At 39.7% G+C, this 15,414-nt stretch carries 15 protein-coding genes; 3 read left to right on the top strand and 12 right to left on the bottom strand.

The window, feature by feature from the left end; genetic code table 11:
- Positions 1-52 precede the first annotated feature (52 nt).
- From ACESMA_RS03595 to ACESMA_RS03555, 9 genes are all read right to left on the bottom strand, one after another.
- Positions 53-928 carry a CPBP family intramembrane glutamic endopeptidase gene (locus tag ACESMA_RS03595; protein WP_372947398.1) on the bottom strand — a complete coding sequence of 292 codons (876 nt, stop codon included), beginning with the start codon at positions 926-928 and terminating at the stop codon, positions 53-55.
- A gap of 179 nt (positions 929-1,107) precedes the next feature.
- Positions 1,108-1,728 (bottom strand): hypothetical protein, encoded by a 621-nt coding sequence (locus ACESMA_RS03590; protein WP_372947397.1) that lies wholly within the window; start codon positions 1,726-1,728, stop codon positions 1,108-1,110.
- Positions 1,729-1,988: 260 nt separating this feature from the next.
- A complete protein-coding gene (locus ACESMA_RS03585; protein ID WP_372947396.1) occupies positions 1,989-2,141 on the bottom strand; it encodes a hypothetical protein in 153 nt (50 codons plus the stop codon).
- 115 nt (positions 2,142-2,256) lie between these two features.
- Positions 2,257-2,565, bottom strand: a complete 309-nt coding sequence (locus ACESMA_RS03580) for a heavy-metal-associated domain-containing protein (protein ID WP_372947395.1) — start codon at positions 2,563-2,565, stop codon at positions 2,257-2,259.
- Between the two features lie 4 nt (positions 2,566-2,569).
- Positions 2,570-3,040 (bottom strand): DUF302 domain-containing protein, encoded by a 471-nt coding sequence (locus ACESMA_RS03575; RefSeq protein ID WP_372947394.1) that lies wholly within the window; start codon positions 3,038-3,040, stop codon positions 2,570-2,572.
- Positions 3,041-3,153: 113 nt separating this feature from the next.
- Positions 3,154-5,607, bottom strand: a complete 2,454-nt coding sequence (gene lon / locus ACESMA_RS03570) for an endopeptidase La (RefSeq protein ID WP_372947393.1) — start codon at positions 5,605-5,607, stop codon at positions 3,154-3,156.
- Positions 5,608-5,812: 205 nt separating this feature from the next.
- A complete protein-coding gene (locus ACESMA_RS03565; RefSeq protein WP_372947392.1) occupies positions 5,813-6,076 on the bottom strand; it encodes a type B 50S ribosomal protein L31 in 264 nt (87 codons plus the stop codon).
- Positions 6,077-6,213: 137 nt separating this feature from the next.
- Entirely contained in the window at positions 6,214-7,398 is a 1,185-nt protein-coding gene (locus ACESMA_RS03560; protein ID WP_372947391.1) for a GNAT family N-acetyltransferase, read from the bottom strand.
- A 53-nt stretch (positions 7,399-7,451) separates the two neighbouring features.
- Complete coding sequence (locus ACESMA_RS03555) at positions 7,452-8,615, bottom strand: GNAT family N-acetyltransferase (RefSeq protein ID WP_372947390.1); 1,164 nt, start codon at positions 8,613-8,615, stop codon at positions 7,452-7,454.
- 207 nt (positions 8,616-8,822) lie between these two features.
- Between ACESMA_RS03555 and ACESMA_RS03550 the strand changes: the two genes are divergently transcribed.
- Positions 8,823-9,377, top strand: a complete 555-nt coding sequence (locus ACESMA_RS03550) for a hypothetical protein (RefSeq protein ID WP_372947389.1) — start codon at positions 8,823-8,825, stop codon at positions 9,375-9,377.
- Between the two features lie 53 nt (positions 9,378-9,430).
- Here the strand turns inward: ACESMA_RS03550 and ACESMA_RS03545 are convergent, their stop codons facing one another.
- From ACESMA_RS03545 to ACESMA_RS03535, 3 genes are all read right to left on the bottom strand, one after another.
- Complete coding sequence (locus ACESMA_RS03545) at positions 9,431-10,510, bottom strand: NAD(P)H-dependent flavin oxidoreductase (RefSeq protein ID WP_372947388.1); 1,080 nt, start codon at positions 10,508-10,510, stop codon at positions 9,431-9,433.
- A gap of 161 nt (positions 10,511-10,671) precedes the next feature.
- Positions 10,672-11,739 (bottom strand): 2-oxoacid:ferredoxin oxidoreductase subunit beta, encoded by a 1,068-nt coding sequence (locus tag ACESMA_RS03540; RefSeq protein WP_372947387.1) that lies wholly within the window; start codon positions 11,737-11,739, stop codon positions 10,672-10,674.
- 2 nt (positions 11,740-11,741) lie between these two features.
- Positions 11,742-13,580, bottom strand: a complete 1,839-nt coding sequence (locus ACESMA_RS03535; protein ID WP_372947386.1) for a 2-oxoacid:acceptor oxidoreductase subunit alpha — start codon at positions 13,578-13,580, stop codon at positions 11,742-11,744.
- A 204-nt stretch (positions 13,581-13,784) separates the two neighbouring features.
- Here ACESMA_RS03535 and ACESMA_RS03530 point away from each other — a divergent pair, with 204 nt between their 5' ends.
- Together ACESMA_RS03530 and ACESMA_RS03525 are read left to right on the top strand one after the other, a co-directional pair.
- Positions 13,785-14,300: a gamma carbonic anhydrase family protein gene (locus ACESMA_RS03530; protein ID WP_372947385.1), complete on the top strand. Its 516-nt coding sequence runs from the start codon at positions 13,785-13,787 to the stop codon at positions 14,298-14,300.
- 204 nt (positions 14,301-14,504) lie between these two features.
- A complete protein-coding gene (locus ACESMA_RS03525; protein WP_372947384.1) occupies positions 14,505-15,404 on the top strand; it encodes an NDP-sugar synthase in 900 nt (299 codons plus the stop codon).
- Positions 15,405-15,414: the final 10 nt, after the last annotated feature.

Raw genomic sequence — 15,414 nt, 5'->3', positions numbered from 1 at the left:
AGCTTTAGGACTACAAAGGTATGATAAAATTCCATTTTATGGAATAAAATCTTCATTTAATTCCAAACCGAACATTCACACCCAGAAAATTTTCTTCCGGATTAATTAAAAACGAACCCAGCATTAAAACGGCATCGTACCACATGTGCGCGGCCACCGCCGGGCCAATGTTGTAGCCGCGTTTTTGAACATCTCTTCCAAGGAAAAACCCCAAAACAGTGGCCTGTCCAACTTGCAGCAAGGTGGATTTAAAATCGGGATTTTCGGCAAAAATCATGTTCGTAAAATGTAATGCACCAAAAGCTACGCTTGAAAAAATAAGTCCTTTGGTTTGCCCGTACCTGTAATCGAGGAGCGGCATCATGTAGTTGCGGACGATGTATTCTTCTCCCACTCCCGCGGCCCAGCTCATGGCCAGCGAAGTGGTTCCGAACGCTGCCAGCGCCTGATTGCGGGAAATGTAGCGGTTTATGAAATACATTTGTTCAACATCAGAAATGGTGTGTTTTTCAAAATGTTTTTCCAATCCAAGAAAAACACCAGCTAGTAATACCATCCCGCCAGTAATGGGTGTGGCAATGTTTTCCAGTTTAAACGGCGCCAGATACAAGTCCTTTTCCGAAATGTCGTGGTAGCGAAAATCCGGATTATGGTATTTAATCACCTCCAGCTGATTTTTGAAATTGGTCAGTTTTTCGGTTTGAAAGGCCTGTAATCCCAGAAAAAGCGGGTAATTGTAATACGGACTGGTGCTGTTGCTTTTCAACGTTTGTTTATGTTTTATTCCCAGGTAAACACCACCAATTTCCAGGGCAGCAAATGCAGTTCCTTTCATGTAATTTCTTTGATAATAATACGACGCACCAGGCACATATAGTGTCCACTTTGGCAAAACTACCGGTTTTTCTATCCGGATGGAATCGGTCATCTGGGCTGCTAATGTTTGAATTATTAATAGAAAAAATATGAATAGTATAGTTTTCCTCATTTGTTTTAACTGTTGCAAAGTGGCTCAAATGTATCAAAAAATGTTTTCCTGCCAGGAAACAAACGTTACTCAAAAAAAGAAAATAATGCTTTTTAAACAACCGATGTATGGAACAAAGTTCACAATCGTAAATTTATTCCAAAATTAATGAGCCCCTTAAAACCAAAACCCAACTCAGCAAAAGCTCCCAGTTTTTCTCCATAACGAAGCCCGACTATTGACAGGTGGCCATCAATATGATTTCTTTTTTCTTCTGACCCGTTAATCTCTTCAGCAAGAAAAGTTAATCCAACGGCAGCAGATGAATAGAGGGTAATATTTTCTTTTTGAATATACCGGAAGTCTGTTTCTGGCGCTATGGTAAATGCTGAATATTTACAGTGATTAACAGATTCTCCTTCAGCCCAGTATGAACCAATGGTTTCATCGTAAGAACCTTTTACACGACCAGCTACAATGCCAATACTCCACCTGGATTTTGGAATGTATTTCCAGGAAAAAATCACAGGTCCTGTGACTTTTGTATTTGTGGTTTCAATTTTTACCAAACCAATTGTCATGATGGGAAGAAATTCATCAATCCATCCATTTCTAATTATTTCAGTTGAAGATCGTACTCCATAAGAAACTGACAATTCATGAAACTCCGATTGGCTGGTGGCTCTGCCTGTAAACAAGAGTACAAACAAAAAAAACATCAGAATATGTCGTATAACAAATGTTTTTATTGTGGATTTCATTGATTATCAGTTTTGATTTACTACTATCAAGTTACGAAATAATTTTCTGATAATCAGTTCCTAACTTTCACATAAAATCAGGTATTGAAAAGTAGAATTTGAAGGTGCTTATGGAAATGGAGCACCAGATTTTGGAAGGCTTATATTGTGGAATAAATTAAGTGTTTTAAAGGAAAGATGATACTGGTGGCTTACCAATAAAAAATTCCGTAAACAGAATTTAAAAAAGAAGCAGTCCCTATTTTGAGACTGCCTGTTTATTAATTCAACATTACTTTTAATTTCCAGTACTTTGATTCTGAAGGTATCAACCGGCTCAGAATCATGGCCGGTTCAAAGACCGTTACCTGTATATTCCAGACTGCAACTCTTATGGCTGCAACTTTCTGGTTATTTTTTTCATTGCTATTCATGACAAATTGTTTTCTGTTTCCTGCTAAAAATAGAACAGAGTGAAACAAAAAAAATGCCACAATCCGCCAAATGACGAAAAAACAGGGTAAACGAACTGAATCAAGAGGTATTTAATTACTCTTTAACTGTATATCCTCTTTTTTCAATGGCTTGCTTTATTTCGGCCAGGCTGGTTTCAGCTTCGTGGAATTTAATCACTGTTGTTGAATCACTCAACTCTGCTTTAACGAATTCAACTCCTTCAACCGCTCCAACTCCTTTTTCAATGGAAGCCACGCACATATCGCAATGCATGCCGCCCACATTCAATGTAACCTCTGTTAATGCAACCTGCGCAGATGGCTCATTTCCTTCGCTTTGCTTTTTTTGTCCCCCACAGGAGACCAGGAAAAATATTCCCAAAATGAAAATCAGATTTCTCATAGTGTTAATTAATTACCGGTTTTAAAATCTCAATTGATTCTTTACTTGTATCAATAATGGTTTGTTTTGCATTTTTACTTAGGAAACGGGCAAAAAGTTCGGCATTCAACATGGAAATATACGTTTTACCTCCTTTTTCATAAACTGCTACCCGGCAAGGCATCATGGCAGAAACCATCCTGTCCTCATCGGTTCCAAGTATATTGTTGGCATAAGGAGGGTTGCAAAGTGAAATAACATAAACAGGAGCTACATCAAAATTTTTTTTCCTCAGCGATTCCTGAAGGTCGTAAATATGGGAAATGGTCCAGTCTTTTTCCTCAGCCGTTTCCACAATGGCATCTACAGTTTCTTCAAAATTAAATTTGCTTTCTTGTACCACAAACATTTTTTGTGGAACAATTGTCAAAATTATCAGCAGGGTTGCCCCGATACCAACAATCAACCCAGTCAAAAATATACCTATTCCTTTCATTGTTTATACCTTTAAAATTTCACAGGGTTAAACAAGAATGAACAGAAAATGTTTTGATAAAAAAATCTTCAGGGTGTTCAAATTTTTTAATGAATGTAAATAAACAAATGTTTTCAACCGAGTTTCACTGGTTTATCCACTTTTGTTTTAAGCAATGCAATATTCAGCACATCCATAATCGTATTAACAAAATGAAAAGTAAGTCCTTTCAGGTATTCATCCTTTATTTCTTCCAGATTCTTTTTGTTCTGTGCTGAAAGAATGATTTCGGTGATTCCGGCTCGTTTTGCAGCCAGAATTTTTTCTTTGATGCCGCCCACAGGAAGGACTTTTCCACGCAGGGTAATTTCACCTGTCATGGCCAGGTTCTTTTTCACCTTACGCTGAGTGAAAGCCGATGCCAGCGACGTAACCATTGTTACACCGGCTGAGGGTCCGTCTTTTGGAATGGCGCCTTCGGGAACATGCACATGCACATTCCAGTTGGAAAAAACTTCAGGGTCCAAATCGAGTTGTTCGGCGTGCGATTTAAGGTATTCGTGAGCCAGCATAGCCGATTCTTTCATCACATCGCCCAAATTACCAGTGAGTGTTAAAGCACCTTTCCCTTTACTCAGACTGGTTTCCACGAATAAAATCTGACCGCCAACTGCCGTCCACGCCAAACCAGTAACCACTCCGGCAAACTCGTTGCCCTGGTATCTTTCTTTGGAATACTCGGTAACACCAAGATATTGGTGCACATCTTCCACCGTTAATTTTTTATTGAATGGCTCTTCGAATGCTATTTTTTTAGCAATCCGGCGAATGACTTTGGCTATTTTTTTATCGAGTTCCCGAACACCTGACTCACGGGTATATCCATCGATGATTTTTTCAATCACCTTTTTAGGGAATACCACCTCACCTTTTTTCAAACCGTGGTTTTCCAGTTGTTTGGGAATGAGGTGACGTCTGGCAATTTCAATTTTTTCCTCTACCAGGTAGCCGCTTACTTCAATCAACTCGAGGCGGTCGCGTAAGGGTGGTGCAATGGTGCTTAAGGTGTTGGCCGTTGCAATGAACATTACTTTGGAAAGATCGTAGTCCTGTTCCACATAATTGTCGTGAAACTCAGAATTCTGTTCCGGATCGAGTACTTCCAGCAATGCAGAAGCCGGGTCGCCATGAAAATGTTTGGAAACTTTATCAATTTCATCGAGAATAAAAACCGGATTCGATGTTTTTACTTTTTTAATATTCTGAATAATTCTGCCCGGCATGGCGCCAATGTAAGTTTTGCGGTGGCCGCGGATTTCTGATTCATCGTGCAACCCACCTAAACTCATGCGCACAAATTTGCGGTCGAGCGCGCGTGCAACCGATTTTCCCAAAGATGTTTTCCCAACTCCCGGTGGACCATACAGGCAAAGGATGGGCGCCTTCATGTCGTTTTTAAGTTTCAAAACGGCCAAATGTTCCAAAATGCGTTCCTTCACTTTTTCCAATCCGTAATGATCCTCGTCCAAAACCTTTCTGGCATTTCTTAAATCGAAATTATCTTTGCTGTATTCGTTCCATGGAAGATCAACCAAGGTCTGACAAAAGGAAAACTGCACCGAATATTCACCGGCAGCCGGATTGAGGCGATGAAGTTTTTCTACCTCTTTTTCAAAAAACTTCGCAACCTCTTTGCTCCATTTTTTGTTTTTTGCTTTTTCTTTTAGCTCATTAATTTCCTGTTCCAACGGATTTCCGCCCAACTCATCCTGAATGGTTTTCATTTGCTGGTTTAACATAAACTCACGTTGCTGTTTGTCCATGTCGGTTTTCACCTTTTTCTGAATATCCTGTTTCAGTTCCAGCATCTGAACCTCTTTCACCAGGTAGCTTATGGCCTGCACTCCACGATCCTTTAAACTTTCAATTTCCAGCAAATTTTGTTTGTCGTCAATATTTATATCGGTGTTGGAGCAAATAAAATTGATTAGAAAAGTGGAATTTTCGATATTTTTTACTGCAAAAGTTGCCTCGGGCGGAACATTGGCAGAAAATTGTGCAATTTTTATGGAAAGGTCTTTGAGCGATCCAACAATGGCGTTAAATTCGGAATCGTTTTCAGGAAAAATGTCATTTAGTGGGTCAACCGCTGCTTTGTAGTAGGGCTCTTCGGCAACAAATTCACGAATGGAATAACGCCTTTTACCCTGAATAATAACTGAAGTTGAACCATCGGGCATTTCCAGGATTTTCAGTATTTCAGCCATTGTTCCAACTGAAAATAACTCCTTTGATGCCGGGTCGTCAACGGTATAATCTTTTTGCGCAACGGTGCCAAGCAGCCGGCTTCCGCGATAAACGTCCTGAATCAGTTTCAATGATTTTTTTCGGCCCACATTTATTGGAAGAACAACTCCCGGAAAAAGAACAGTGTTCCGCAGAGGCAGAATGGGCAAAACATCAGGAATTTCTGTGTTTTTTAAATCTGCATCGTCTCCATCGGCAATAATCGGAATAAAGTCTGAATCATCCTGTATCATTCCACTCATAAACATATTCTCGAAACCTGAATTCTTTATTTTTCCCATGCTGTTAAAACATTGTGACAATCTGTCGGAATTTATTCTTCGTATTTGTGTGGTTGCTAAAAGGCAATAGTCGTGCCACTACCCCAAACGATTGGAATCTGCCGGATGTTCACAGGTATCGGCAAAAAAACACGACAAAATTGCACCCAACAGAAATAAAAAAAGCCCCGAACCAACGGAGCTTTTAATGTATTCAACAAATATTTTACTTTTTCCTGTTTTCCATGTGTTTTCCGTAACGGCTCATGAATTTGTCCACACGGCCGGCGGTGTCCACCAGTTTAACTTTACCGGTATAAAACGGATGTGAGGTATTGGAAATTTCGAGTTTGTACAACGGGTATTCCACTCCGTCAACTTCGGCAGTCTCTTTCGTTTCAACAGTTGAACGGGTCAGAAAAGTATGTCCGTTCGACATATCTCTGAACGCTACCATTCTGTATTCTTCCGGGTGTATTCCTTTTTTCATTTTATCTTGTTTTTATTTTGAATGGTTGCATTTTCAAACTACAATCCATTCCAAATTCATTTATAATTTTTTACGGCCTGCAAAGATAAATATTGTTTTTAAGAAACCAAAAGCAAAAATAATTTTAATGCCCAATTTTAATTTTTCTTTTCCGGTTCGGCAGAAATAATCGGAGCCCTTGTGAACGGCTTGTTTCGGTCGAACAAGTAGCGCATGGTGTAGTGTGTTTTCATTTTTTTTCCTCCCACCGATTCGTAAAGCGCCACAATTTTGGGATTGAAATCGCCGGCCCAAGAGAGTTCCATTTCGGTAAACCAGGGTTTGCGGTACATTGCCGGGCGCAAATGCCAGAAAATAGCAGCATCAATTCCGGAACGCTGAAATTTTGGAACAATTCCGATAATGAGACTGCGTGTACGTGTCATGGTTTTTCGCCACTTCAACCACATCACTTTTGGAAAATTCCAAATCGTAATCCGGCCATTTAGTTTGGCCAGAATCTGATTAAAATCGGGAACTGCAACAAAAAGTGCAATGGGTTCCCCCTCGTGATAGGCAAACCAGATTAAATCTTCTTCAATTAAAAATTTTGCATTATTTATAAAATCCTTTAAATCATCTTTATCGATGGGTTTGAAATGCTCATGAAAACGCCAGGCGTTATCGTAAATTTGTGCAAAATCGTCTATAAACTTTTCCTTTTCTTTCCATGAAAAATGTTTAAAACTGAATTGTGGCTTTTTGGCCACCCATTCGGCTACTTTCCAGAATCGATCCGGCAACTCGGGCAAAGTGGTATCCAAATGGTAGCTAAACTGTTTGAAATAAATCTGAAATCCGTAGTTTTCAAAAAGTTTCAGGTAATATGACGGATTATATGGCATTCCGAAACCTTGCGGGATAAATCCATCAGCAAGAAGTCCCCAGTTCATGTAGTTTTCGCCAAAATTCACCGGCCCGTCCATGGCTTCCATTCCCCTGGATTTGAGCCAGTCGCGTGATGCGTCAAAAAGCATATTTGCAGCCTCCTGATTATCAATACACTCAAAAAATCCGCAACCTCCGGTAGGTTGTTCAAATATTTTAGCTTTGTCGAGGTTATAAAATGAAGCAATGCGGCCAATTGGTTTATTGTTTCCATCCAATAATACCCAGCGAACAGCTTCGCCCCTTTTAAAGGAAGGATTTTTTTGAGGGTCGAAGGTATTTTCAATCATTCCCTCCAGCGGGCAAGCCCAGTTGGAATCATCCTTATAAATCGGATGAGGAACTTTATGGAAAAGTTTCTTTGTCTTTTTATCGGTTACTTCAATCAGTTGCATTTTTCTTTATTTTTCTTCGGGTTCTGGCTATCTATTGCAAATGTACATTATCGTTACTGAATAATTGTGGCCCTTTTAAATTCTTTTTCAGGATCAAAAAGATAACGCATAGTCAGGTGCGTAAGTGTATGTTTGGCGCCAAATGATTTAAAAAGTGCAATCATTTTCGGGTTAAAGTCCCCTACCCAACTCATCTCCATATCGTTGTACCATGGTTTGCGCAGCATTACTTTTTTCAGTTGGTAAAAAATTCCCGATTCAATGCCCAGCCGCTGAAACTGTGGAATCACACCCAGAACAATTACCCGGCATCGCGAAATGGTCTTTGTTTTTTTGTAATAGAATAACTTCAGCATATTCAAAAAATTGAGTTTCCCCGATTTCATTTTTCTTAAAATCTCATTCAGGTCCGGAATCATCATATAAAAGGCAACAGGTTTTCCATCGTGGTAAACAAACCATATAAATTCCTCGTCTAAAATAAACTTTGCCTCTGTAATCATTTCCTTTAATTCAATAAAGCTGGCCGCTTTGTAATTGCTATGACTGGCCCAGGCTTGTTCATGTATTTCAATAAAATCGTTTATAAATTTATCCTGATTTTTGAAGGTGAAATGTTTGTATGAATACCCCGGTTTTTGGGCCACCCAGGCAGCAATTTTCCAAAACCGATCGGGCAAATCAGGATGGGTAATATCCAGCGAATAACTGTATTGTTCGTAAAAAGTTTTCAGCCCGTAATTTTCAAACAACTTCAGGTAATACGGTTTATGGTACTGCATTCCGAAAGTTTGGGGTTGAAACCCGTCAATGAGCAATCCCCAGTAAAAAAAGTTTTCGCCAAAATTCACAGGGCCATCCATGGCTTCCATGCCATTTTGTTGTAACCAGATTTTTGCAGTTTCGAACAGCAGATTCGCCACTTCCTGATCATCAATACATTCAAAAAAACCGAAACATCCTGTAGGTTGCTCATAACCGGAGGAATAACCCGAGTCGAAAAAAGCCGCAATACGCCCCACGCAAATCCCATCCTTTTTCACAATCCACCGGCAGGCATTACCTTCCTTAAATTTTGCATTTTTTTTCGGGTTGAACGTATTTTCAATAATTAGCTTAAGTAGGGGTGTATAATTTGGGTCATTCGTATAAATTTTATCGGGCAAATTGTGAAACTCGTCAACAGATTTTTTCCCTGAAACCTCAATTGTTTCCATAAACCAGCAACAATTTAATATTCACCCCGAAAATAAAATTTTCTACTGAAAGGTAAAATTTTATAAACTTCAAAATTTATATTCAATTGTGGCCATTGAATTGATTTCCCATTATGAAAAAAAATTCAGGAATTTAAAACCATTTATTGATTTTAATATATTAATGTCTTAAATTGCATTATTAAATAATTTAAAAAATTAAAAATTATGATCAAACATTTTTTACCTGTTGTTTTCGCATTCTTGTTTGCTTTGTCTGTTAATGCACAAAACACAACCTTTAATGAGGGGGATAAGGTTTTAAACCTGGGCTTAGGTTTAGGAAGTACACTTTATACCGGAAGTTTTTATTCAACCAGTGTGCCTCCGGTTTCAGCGTCATTTGAAGTAGGCATTAAAGATGAATTGTTTGATGAAAACAGTTCATTGGGAGTGGGAGGATATCTTGGCTACAGCAGTTCCAATTACTCCGGATTCGGCAGCAGTTATGGATTTTCAAATTTCATCATTGGTGGAAGAGGTTCATTACACTATCATTTTATTGAAAATTTAGACACTTATGCAGGTTTGATGCTGGGATTCAGAGTAGTTAGCTGGAAATCAAGTTCTGGCAGTTTTGATTACGGTTCAGTGGCCGGTAGCGGACTTGCATCGGCATTTTATATAGGCGGAAGATATTATTTCACCGACAATTTAGCTGCTATGGGTGAATTGGGATATGGAATTGCCTGGCTGAATATAGGTATATCACTCAAATTTTAATAATTAATTCAAATAGAGGGTTCTGTCCACAGAGGATGGAACCTTCTTTTTTATCAAAACCTTGAAGCTACAGCCTCTTTAAACTCCTGTTTCAGTGCATCAAAAGTTTCTTTTACAGAAATAATTTTTGACGTTCTCCACGCATTTGACCCGGCAAAAGCATATCCGTTAAAAAAATTACCTTTCATAGCGCTCATCAGAGCGGCAAATATACAGTAGGGAGTTTTCTCTACATCGCATGTTTTAAGGCACTTGTAGGGACATTTTACCGGCCGTTTTTCACCCCGGTTTATTTTTTCAATAAAATCATTTCGAATTGCCCTGCCTGGCATGCCAACCGGACTCTGAATAATTTCCATATCACTTTCAGTTGAATTGATATAGGTTTGTTTGAACTCAATGGAGGCGTCGCATTCGTGTGTGGTTACAAAACGTGTCCCCAGTTGAACTCCGGTGGCCCCCAAATCCATAATCTTTTTGATGTCGGAACCTGAATAAATACCGCCTGCAGCAATTACGGGAATTGAGGTTTGGTATTTTTCTTCGAAATTTTTTACCTCAGAAACAACCTCAGGTACAAGCTTTTCAAGTGCGAATTCGGGATTATCCAGTTGTTCGCGTTTAAATCCGAGGTGGCCGCCGGCTTTCGGACCTTCAACAACAATCGCATCGGGCAGATAGTTATAAACTTCTTTCCATTTCTTACAAATAAGTGCCGCTGCCCTACCTGATGAAACAATAGGTACCAGTTTGGTTTTAGAGTCGTTGGTTAAAAAAGAGGGCAAATTCAGCGGAAGCCCGGCGCCTGAAAAAATAATATCTGCTTTTTCGGAAATTGCCGTTTTAACCAAATCTGAAAAATTGGTGAGGGCAACCATAATATTCACACCAATTACACCATTGGTTTTTTCGCGTGCTAAATTAATTTCTCTTTTTAGCGCCCTGATATTTGCATGAATAAAATTGCGTGCAAAGTCTTTTTCAAACATGCCTATGCCAACTGCTGAAATAACCCCAACTCCACCCTGATTGGCAACTGCGGCAGCAAGCCCCGACAAAGAAATTCCAATCCCCATTCCACCCTGGATAATTGGAACATTTATTTGTAAATCTCCGATATTAAATGCTTTCATTATATAAATTTTGCGTCCAAAATTGTGCAAATATACTTTAAAATGGAAGGCAAAAACAGTAAACTGTAAATATTAAACAAAATTAACCTGTTGGTAATGTGCGAAACAGAGAAATTGGTTCAAAAAAAATGGATAAGCAAACTTACCCACTTTTTTCAATTTCATTTTAATTTCTTGCCCGGACAATCCTGAAGTTTTTCTTTTCCATTCTCATTTCCGGTTACTTCCCATGTATTTCCTGAATTCAATAGTTCATCTACACAGGTTATTTTTCGGTTTTGTTTTACCATACGGATTTGTTCATCCATTTCTTCATTATAAACCGGAGAGGGAACACTGCGAATTACTCCAAAGGCAACGGGAAAACCCGGTAACGACATATTAATTAATGCCATGTGAAGTGTTGGATCTGGTTCGTTTGCATCGTGAACCAAAATGTCATCTATCGTTACTCCGTTTTCTCCAATTTTAGCCACTTTCAGTCGACCTTTTTCCATAATAATGCCCTTTTCGTTTTCGGCACCAAAAAGCATCGGTTTTCCATGTTCAAGAACCAATTGCCGATCGGCCCGGAATTCCGGATCAGTTATGGCATTATGCACTCCACTATTATAAATAACACAATTTTGCAATACTTCCACTACCGAGGTTCCTTTGTGTTTAGCCGCGGCCTTGTAAACTGCTTCACCCATTTTAATGTTGCTATCAATTGAGCGGGCGAAGAAAGTGCCCCTTGCACCAATTACAAGCTGACCTGGTACAAACGGATCTTCAATGGTTCCGTAAGGCGATGTTTTACTTTTAAAACCGCGGTCTGAGGTTGGTGAATACTGCCCCTTTGTAAGACCATAAATACGGTTATTAAAAAGAATAATATTCAGGTCAATATTTCTTCGGATGGTATGAATAAAATGATTTCCACCAATGGCCATGGCATCACCGTCGCCAGTAATTACCCAAACGCTCAGGTCGGGATTGGTTATTTTTACTCCTGAAGCTACTGCTGCAGCCCTTCCGTGAATGGTGTGAAAACCAAAAGTATTCATGTAGTATGGGAACCTGGAAGAGCAGCCAATACCTGAAATAACGGCAAATTTTTCTTTGGAAATTCCCAAACCGGCCATGGTGCGCTGAATGGCATTCATTATGGCATAGTCGCCGCAACCCGGGCACCAGCGTACTTCATTTTCGCTTTTAAAATCTTTGATGGTATAATTCAGGTCTGTCATTTTTATTCCTCCAGTAATTTGTTAATACCTTCTTTCAATTCTTTGGCGGTAAAAGGTAATCCTTTTACTTTGTTAATCTGATGATAATGATAACCTGGAATTTTATCGCGCAGGTAGCTGGCAAACTGTCCCATATTCAATTCACAAACAACAATTTTTTTGAAGTTTTTAAATACCTCGGCGGTATTTTTTGGTAGCGGTTTAATGTAATTAAATTGAGCCAGGCTAACATTTTTGCCTTGCTTTCTCATTTCACGCACAGTACTAATCAAATGTCCGAATGTGCCTCCCCAGCCAACAACCAGAACATCACCATCCTCATCGCCACATACTTCCAGATCGGGCACGAGGTCAACCACTTTTTGCACTTTTGCTTCTCTTATTTCGGTATTTATCTGGTGATTTTCAGGATCGTGGCTAACTGTTCCTGAAGCATTTTTTTCCAACCCGCCAATGCGGTGTTCAAAACCTGCCATGCCGGGGAACGCCCAGTCGCGCGCAAGCAAATTTTCGTCGCGCTGATAGGCTTTAAATGTTGCTGCATCTTTTGCAATACGCGGAGTAATAGACGGCAGTTCCGACATTTTAGGGACCTTCCAGGGTTCACTTCCGTTTCCTAAAAATCCGTCAGTTAAAAGAATTACAGGTACCATTCGTTCCAATGCAATTTTTGCTGCTCTGTAGGCATAGAAAAAACAATCGGATGGACTGCTCGCTGCCAGCACCACAACAGGACTTTCGCCATTTCGGCCATAAAGTGCCTGAAGTAAATCTGACTGCTCTGTTTTAGTTGGCAAACCGGTTGAAGGGCCACCGCGCTGAACATTAACAACAACCAGAGGGAGTTCAGCCATAACTGCCAAGCCAATGGCTTCGGATTTTAAAGCCAATCCCGGGCCCGATGTGGTTGTAATGGCCAAATCGCCGGCAAAAGCAGCTCCAATGGCTGAGGCAATTCCGGCAATTTCGTCTTCAGCCTGAAAAGTTTTCACACCCAGATCTTTTCTTTCTGATAAATTGGAAAGAATTTCGGTGGCCGGAGTAATGGGATATGAGCCTAAAAACAATTCCAGCCCGGCTTTTTCAGCCGCCGCAATAAATCCCCATGCAGTAGCCTGATTTCCGTTAATATTCCGGTAGGTACCGTTTTCAATATCGGCAGAATGAACAATATAGGTGGGTGTCTGATGTTGCAGGTTCATTCCGTAATTATAGCCATCGTGCAGTACTTTGATATTGGAATCTACAACCACAGGCTTTTTGGCAAATTTACTCCGGAGGAATTCTTCGATGTAATCGAGCGGCCGGTTAAACATCCAGCAAACCAGTCCAAGTGCAAACATATTTTTACTGCGCAAAATACTCTTGTTGTCCAGTCCGAAATCTTTCAGACTTTCGCGGGTAAGGTTCGAAATGGGAACTGCAATTTTGCGAAAATCAAGCAAGTTGCTTTCTGTAAAAGGATCATCGGTTTCATAACCGGCCTTTTGCAGGTTTTTTTCAGTAAAGGAATCAGAATCGTAAATAATAGTGCCACCAGGATCCATAAACCGGGCATTGGCTTTAATAGCTGCCGGATTCATGGCAACCAGCACATGTGCATAATCGCCGGGGGTGGTTACTTCTTTTTTTCCAAACTGCACCTGAAATCCTGATACTCCTCCAACTGTTCCCTGAGGAGCTCTAATTTCGGACGGGTAATCGGGGAAAGTTGAAATATCGTTACCAATTAGTGCAGTGGTATCCGAAAACAAAGTCCCGGTAAGCTGCATTCCATCTCCTGAATCACCGGAAAACCGAATGGCTACTTCTTCCAACTCAATTACTTTTGCATCCTTCATTATATAAGGTTTTTGATTTCAATATTATCAATCCAAAATAAAAACGACCCTAAAACTAATAATCTGTAATTTTAGAATCGACGTAACTTTTTTACTCATATTTTTCAAGAAACAAAAATAACCATTATTTAACAAGTTGCTAATGACATATCCAAATATTTAAAGGTTTTAATATATTTGGAATCAATTTAAATATGAACAAAATTGGCACTTATAAAAACACTTAATAACAAAACACCTGTTTTAGGAAAAAACTGTTTTCTGGCCGAAACAGCCACTCTGATTGGCGATGTGGAACTGGGCGACAACTGCAGTGTTTGGTTCAATGCTGTTTTGCGTGGCGATGTGCATTTCATTAAAATTGGAAATAATACCAATATTCAGGATAATGCTGTTATTCATGCCACTTACCAGAAATCGCCCACAAATATTGGAAATAATGTTACCATTGCCCACGGGGCTATTGTTCATGGCTGTACATTGCATGATAATGTGATGGTTGGAATGAATGCTGTGGTTTTGGACGACGCAGTTATTGAAAGCAATTCAATTATTGCTGCCGGTTCGGTAGTAACCAAAGGTACCGTTGTTGAAAGTGGCAGCGTGTATGCTGGTATTCCGGCTAAAAAAATAAAAACAATCAGCCCTGAACTTTTGGAAAATGAAATTAACCGAATAGCCAGTTCATACGGAACTTATGCAGGTTGGTACAAGGAATAAGTCGGAAGACGGAAGTCGGAAGACAGAAGTCGGGAGTCGGGAGTGGGAAAAAAAATGTTGAGCCTGACGGAGCAAAAGAATAACGCTTGTCACTTATTAAAAAAATTATAAACATTAAGCACAATCCTTTTTGTTTCTCAAAAAGATTTCTTTGTTTCGTATTCGAATTCAAATCTTGAACTGAAAATTAAAAATCAGAGTTAAATGAAACCAACACTTTTAATACTTGCAGCCGGCATGGGAAGCCGCTTTGGCGGACTGAAACAGGTTGAACCCGTTGGACCCAACGGAGAAGCGATAATCGATTATTCGATTTACGATGCCATAAAAGCCGGGTTTGGCAAAGTGGTATTTGTTATCCGCGAAAGTTTTGCCGATGCTTTTAAAGAAAAATTTGATCCGATATTAAAAGGCAAAATTGATGTTGAATATGTTTTTCAGGAATTGGATAACCTGCCCGAAGGATTCACTTTACCCGAAGGCCGGGAAAAACCCTGGGGAACGGCACACGCCATTCTGGTTGTAAAAAACGTGATAAAAGAACCGTTCTGCGCACTGAATGCCGACGATTTTTACGGGTACAATGCGTATAAAGTAATGGCTGAATTTTTAACTCAATCGGCTGATCCAACTGAATATTCCATGGTTGGCTATAAACTTTCGCACACCTTGTCGGATTACGGCTCGGTATCGCGTGGCATTTGCGATGTGGACGAAAATGATTTGCTCCGTAAAATTGTGGAAACCACAAAAATTCTGAAAAAAGACGGCAAAATTATTTCAGTTGAACCGGACGGAAGCGAGAAGGAATTAACCGGAAATGAGAGTGCTTCCATGAATATTTGGGGTTTCAAACCAACTGTTTTCCCTATTCTCGAAGAAAAATTCACCGCCTTTCTGAAAAACCATATCAGCGAACCCAAATCGGAGATTTACATTCCTTCGGTGGTTTTCGATATGATTCAGGAGAAAAAAGCTACAGTTAAGGTTTTGAAAGCTGATTCCCCCTGGTTTGGAGTTACTTACAAAGAAGATAAACCCCGGGTTGTTGCCAAAATTAATAAGCTGATTGAAGAAGGAGAATATCCTGAAAAACTCTATTAAAATAACTTCT

The organism is Mariniphaga sp. (assembly GCF_041687215.1).
Lineage (GTDB): Bacteria > Bacteroidota > Bacteroidia > Bacteroidales > Prolixibacteraceae > Mariniphaga.
The sequence above is the reverse complement of the archived record's forward strand: the minus strand, read 5'-3'. Positions and strand labels throughout refer to the sequence as shown.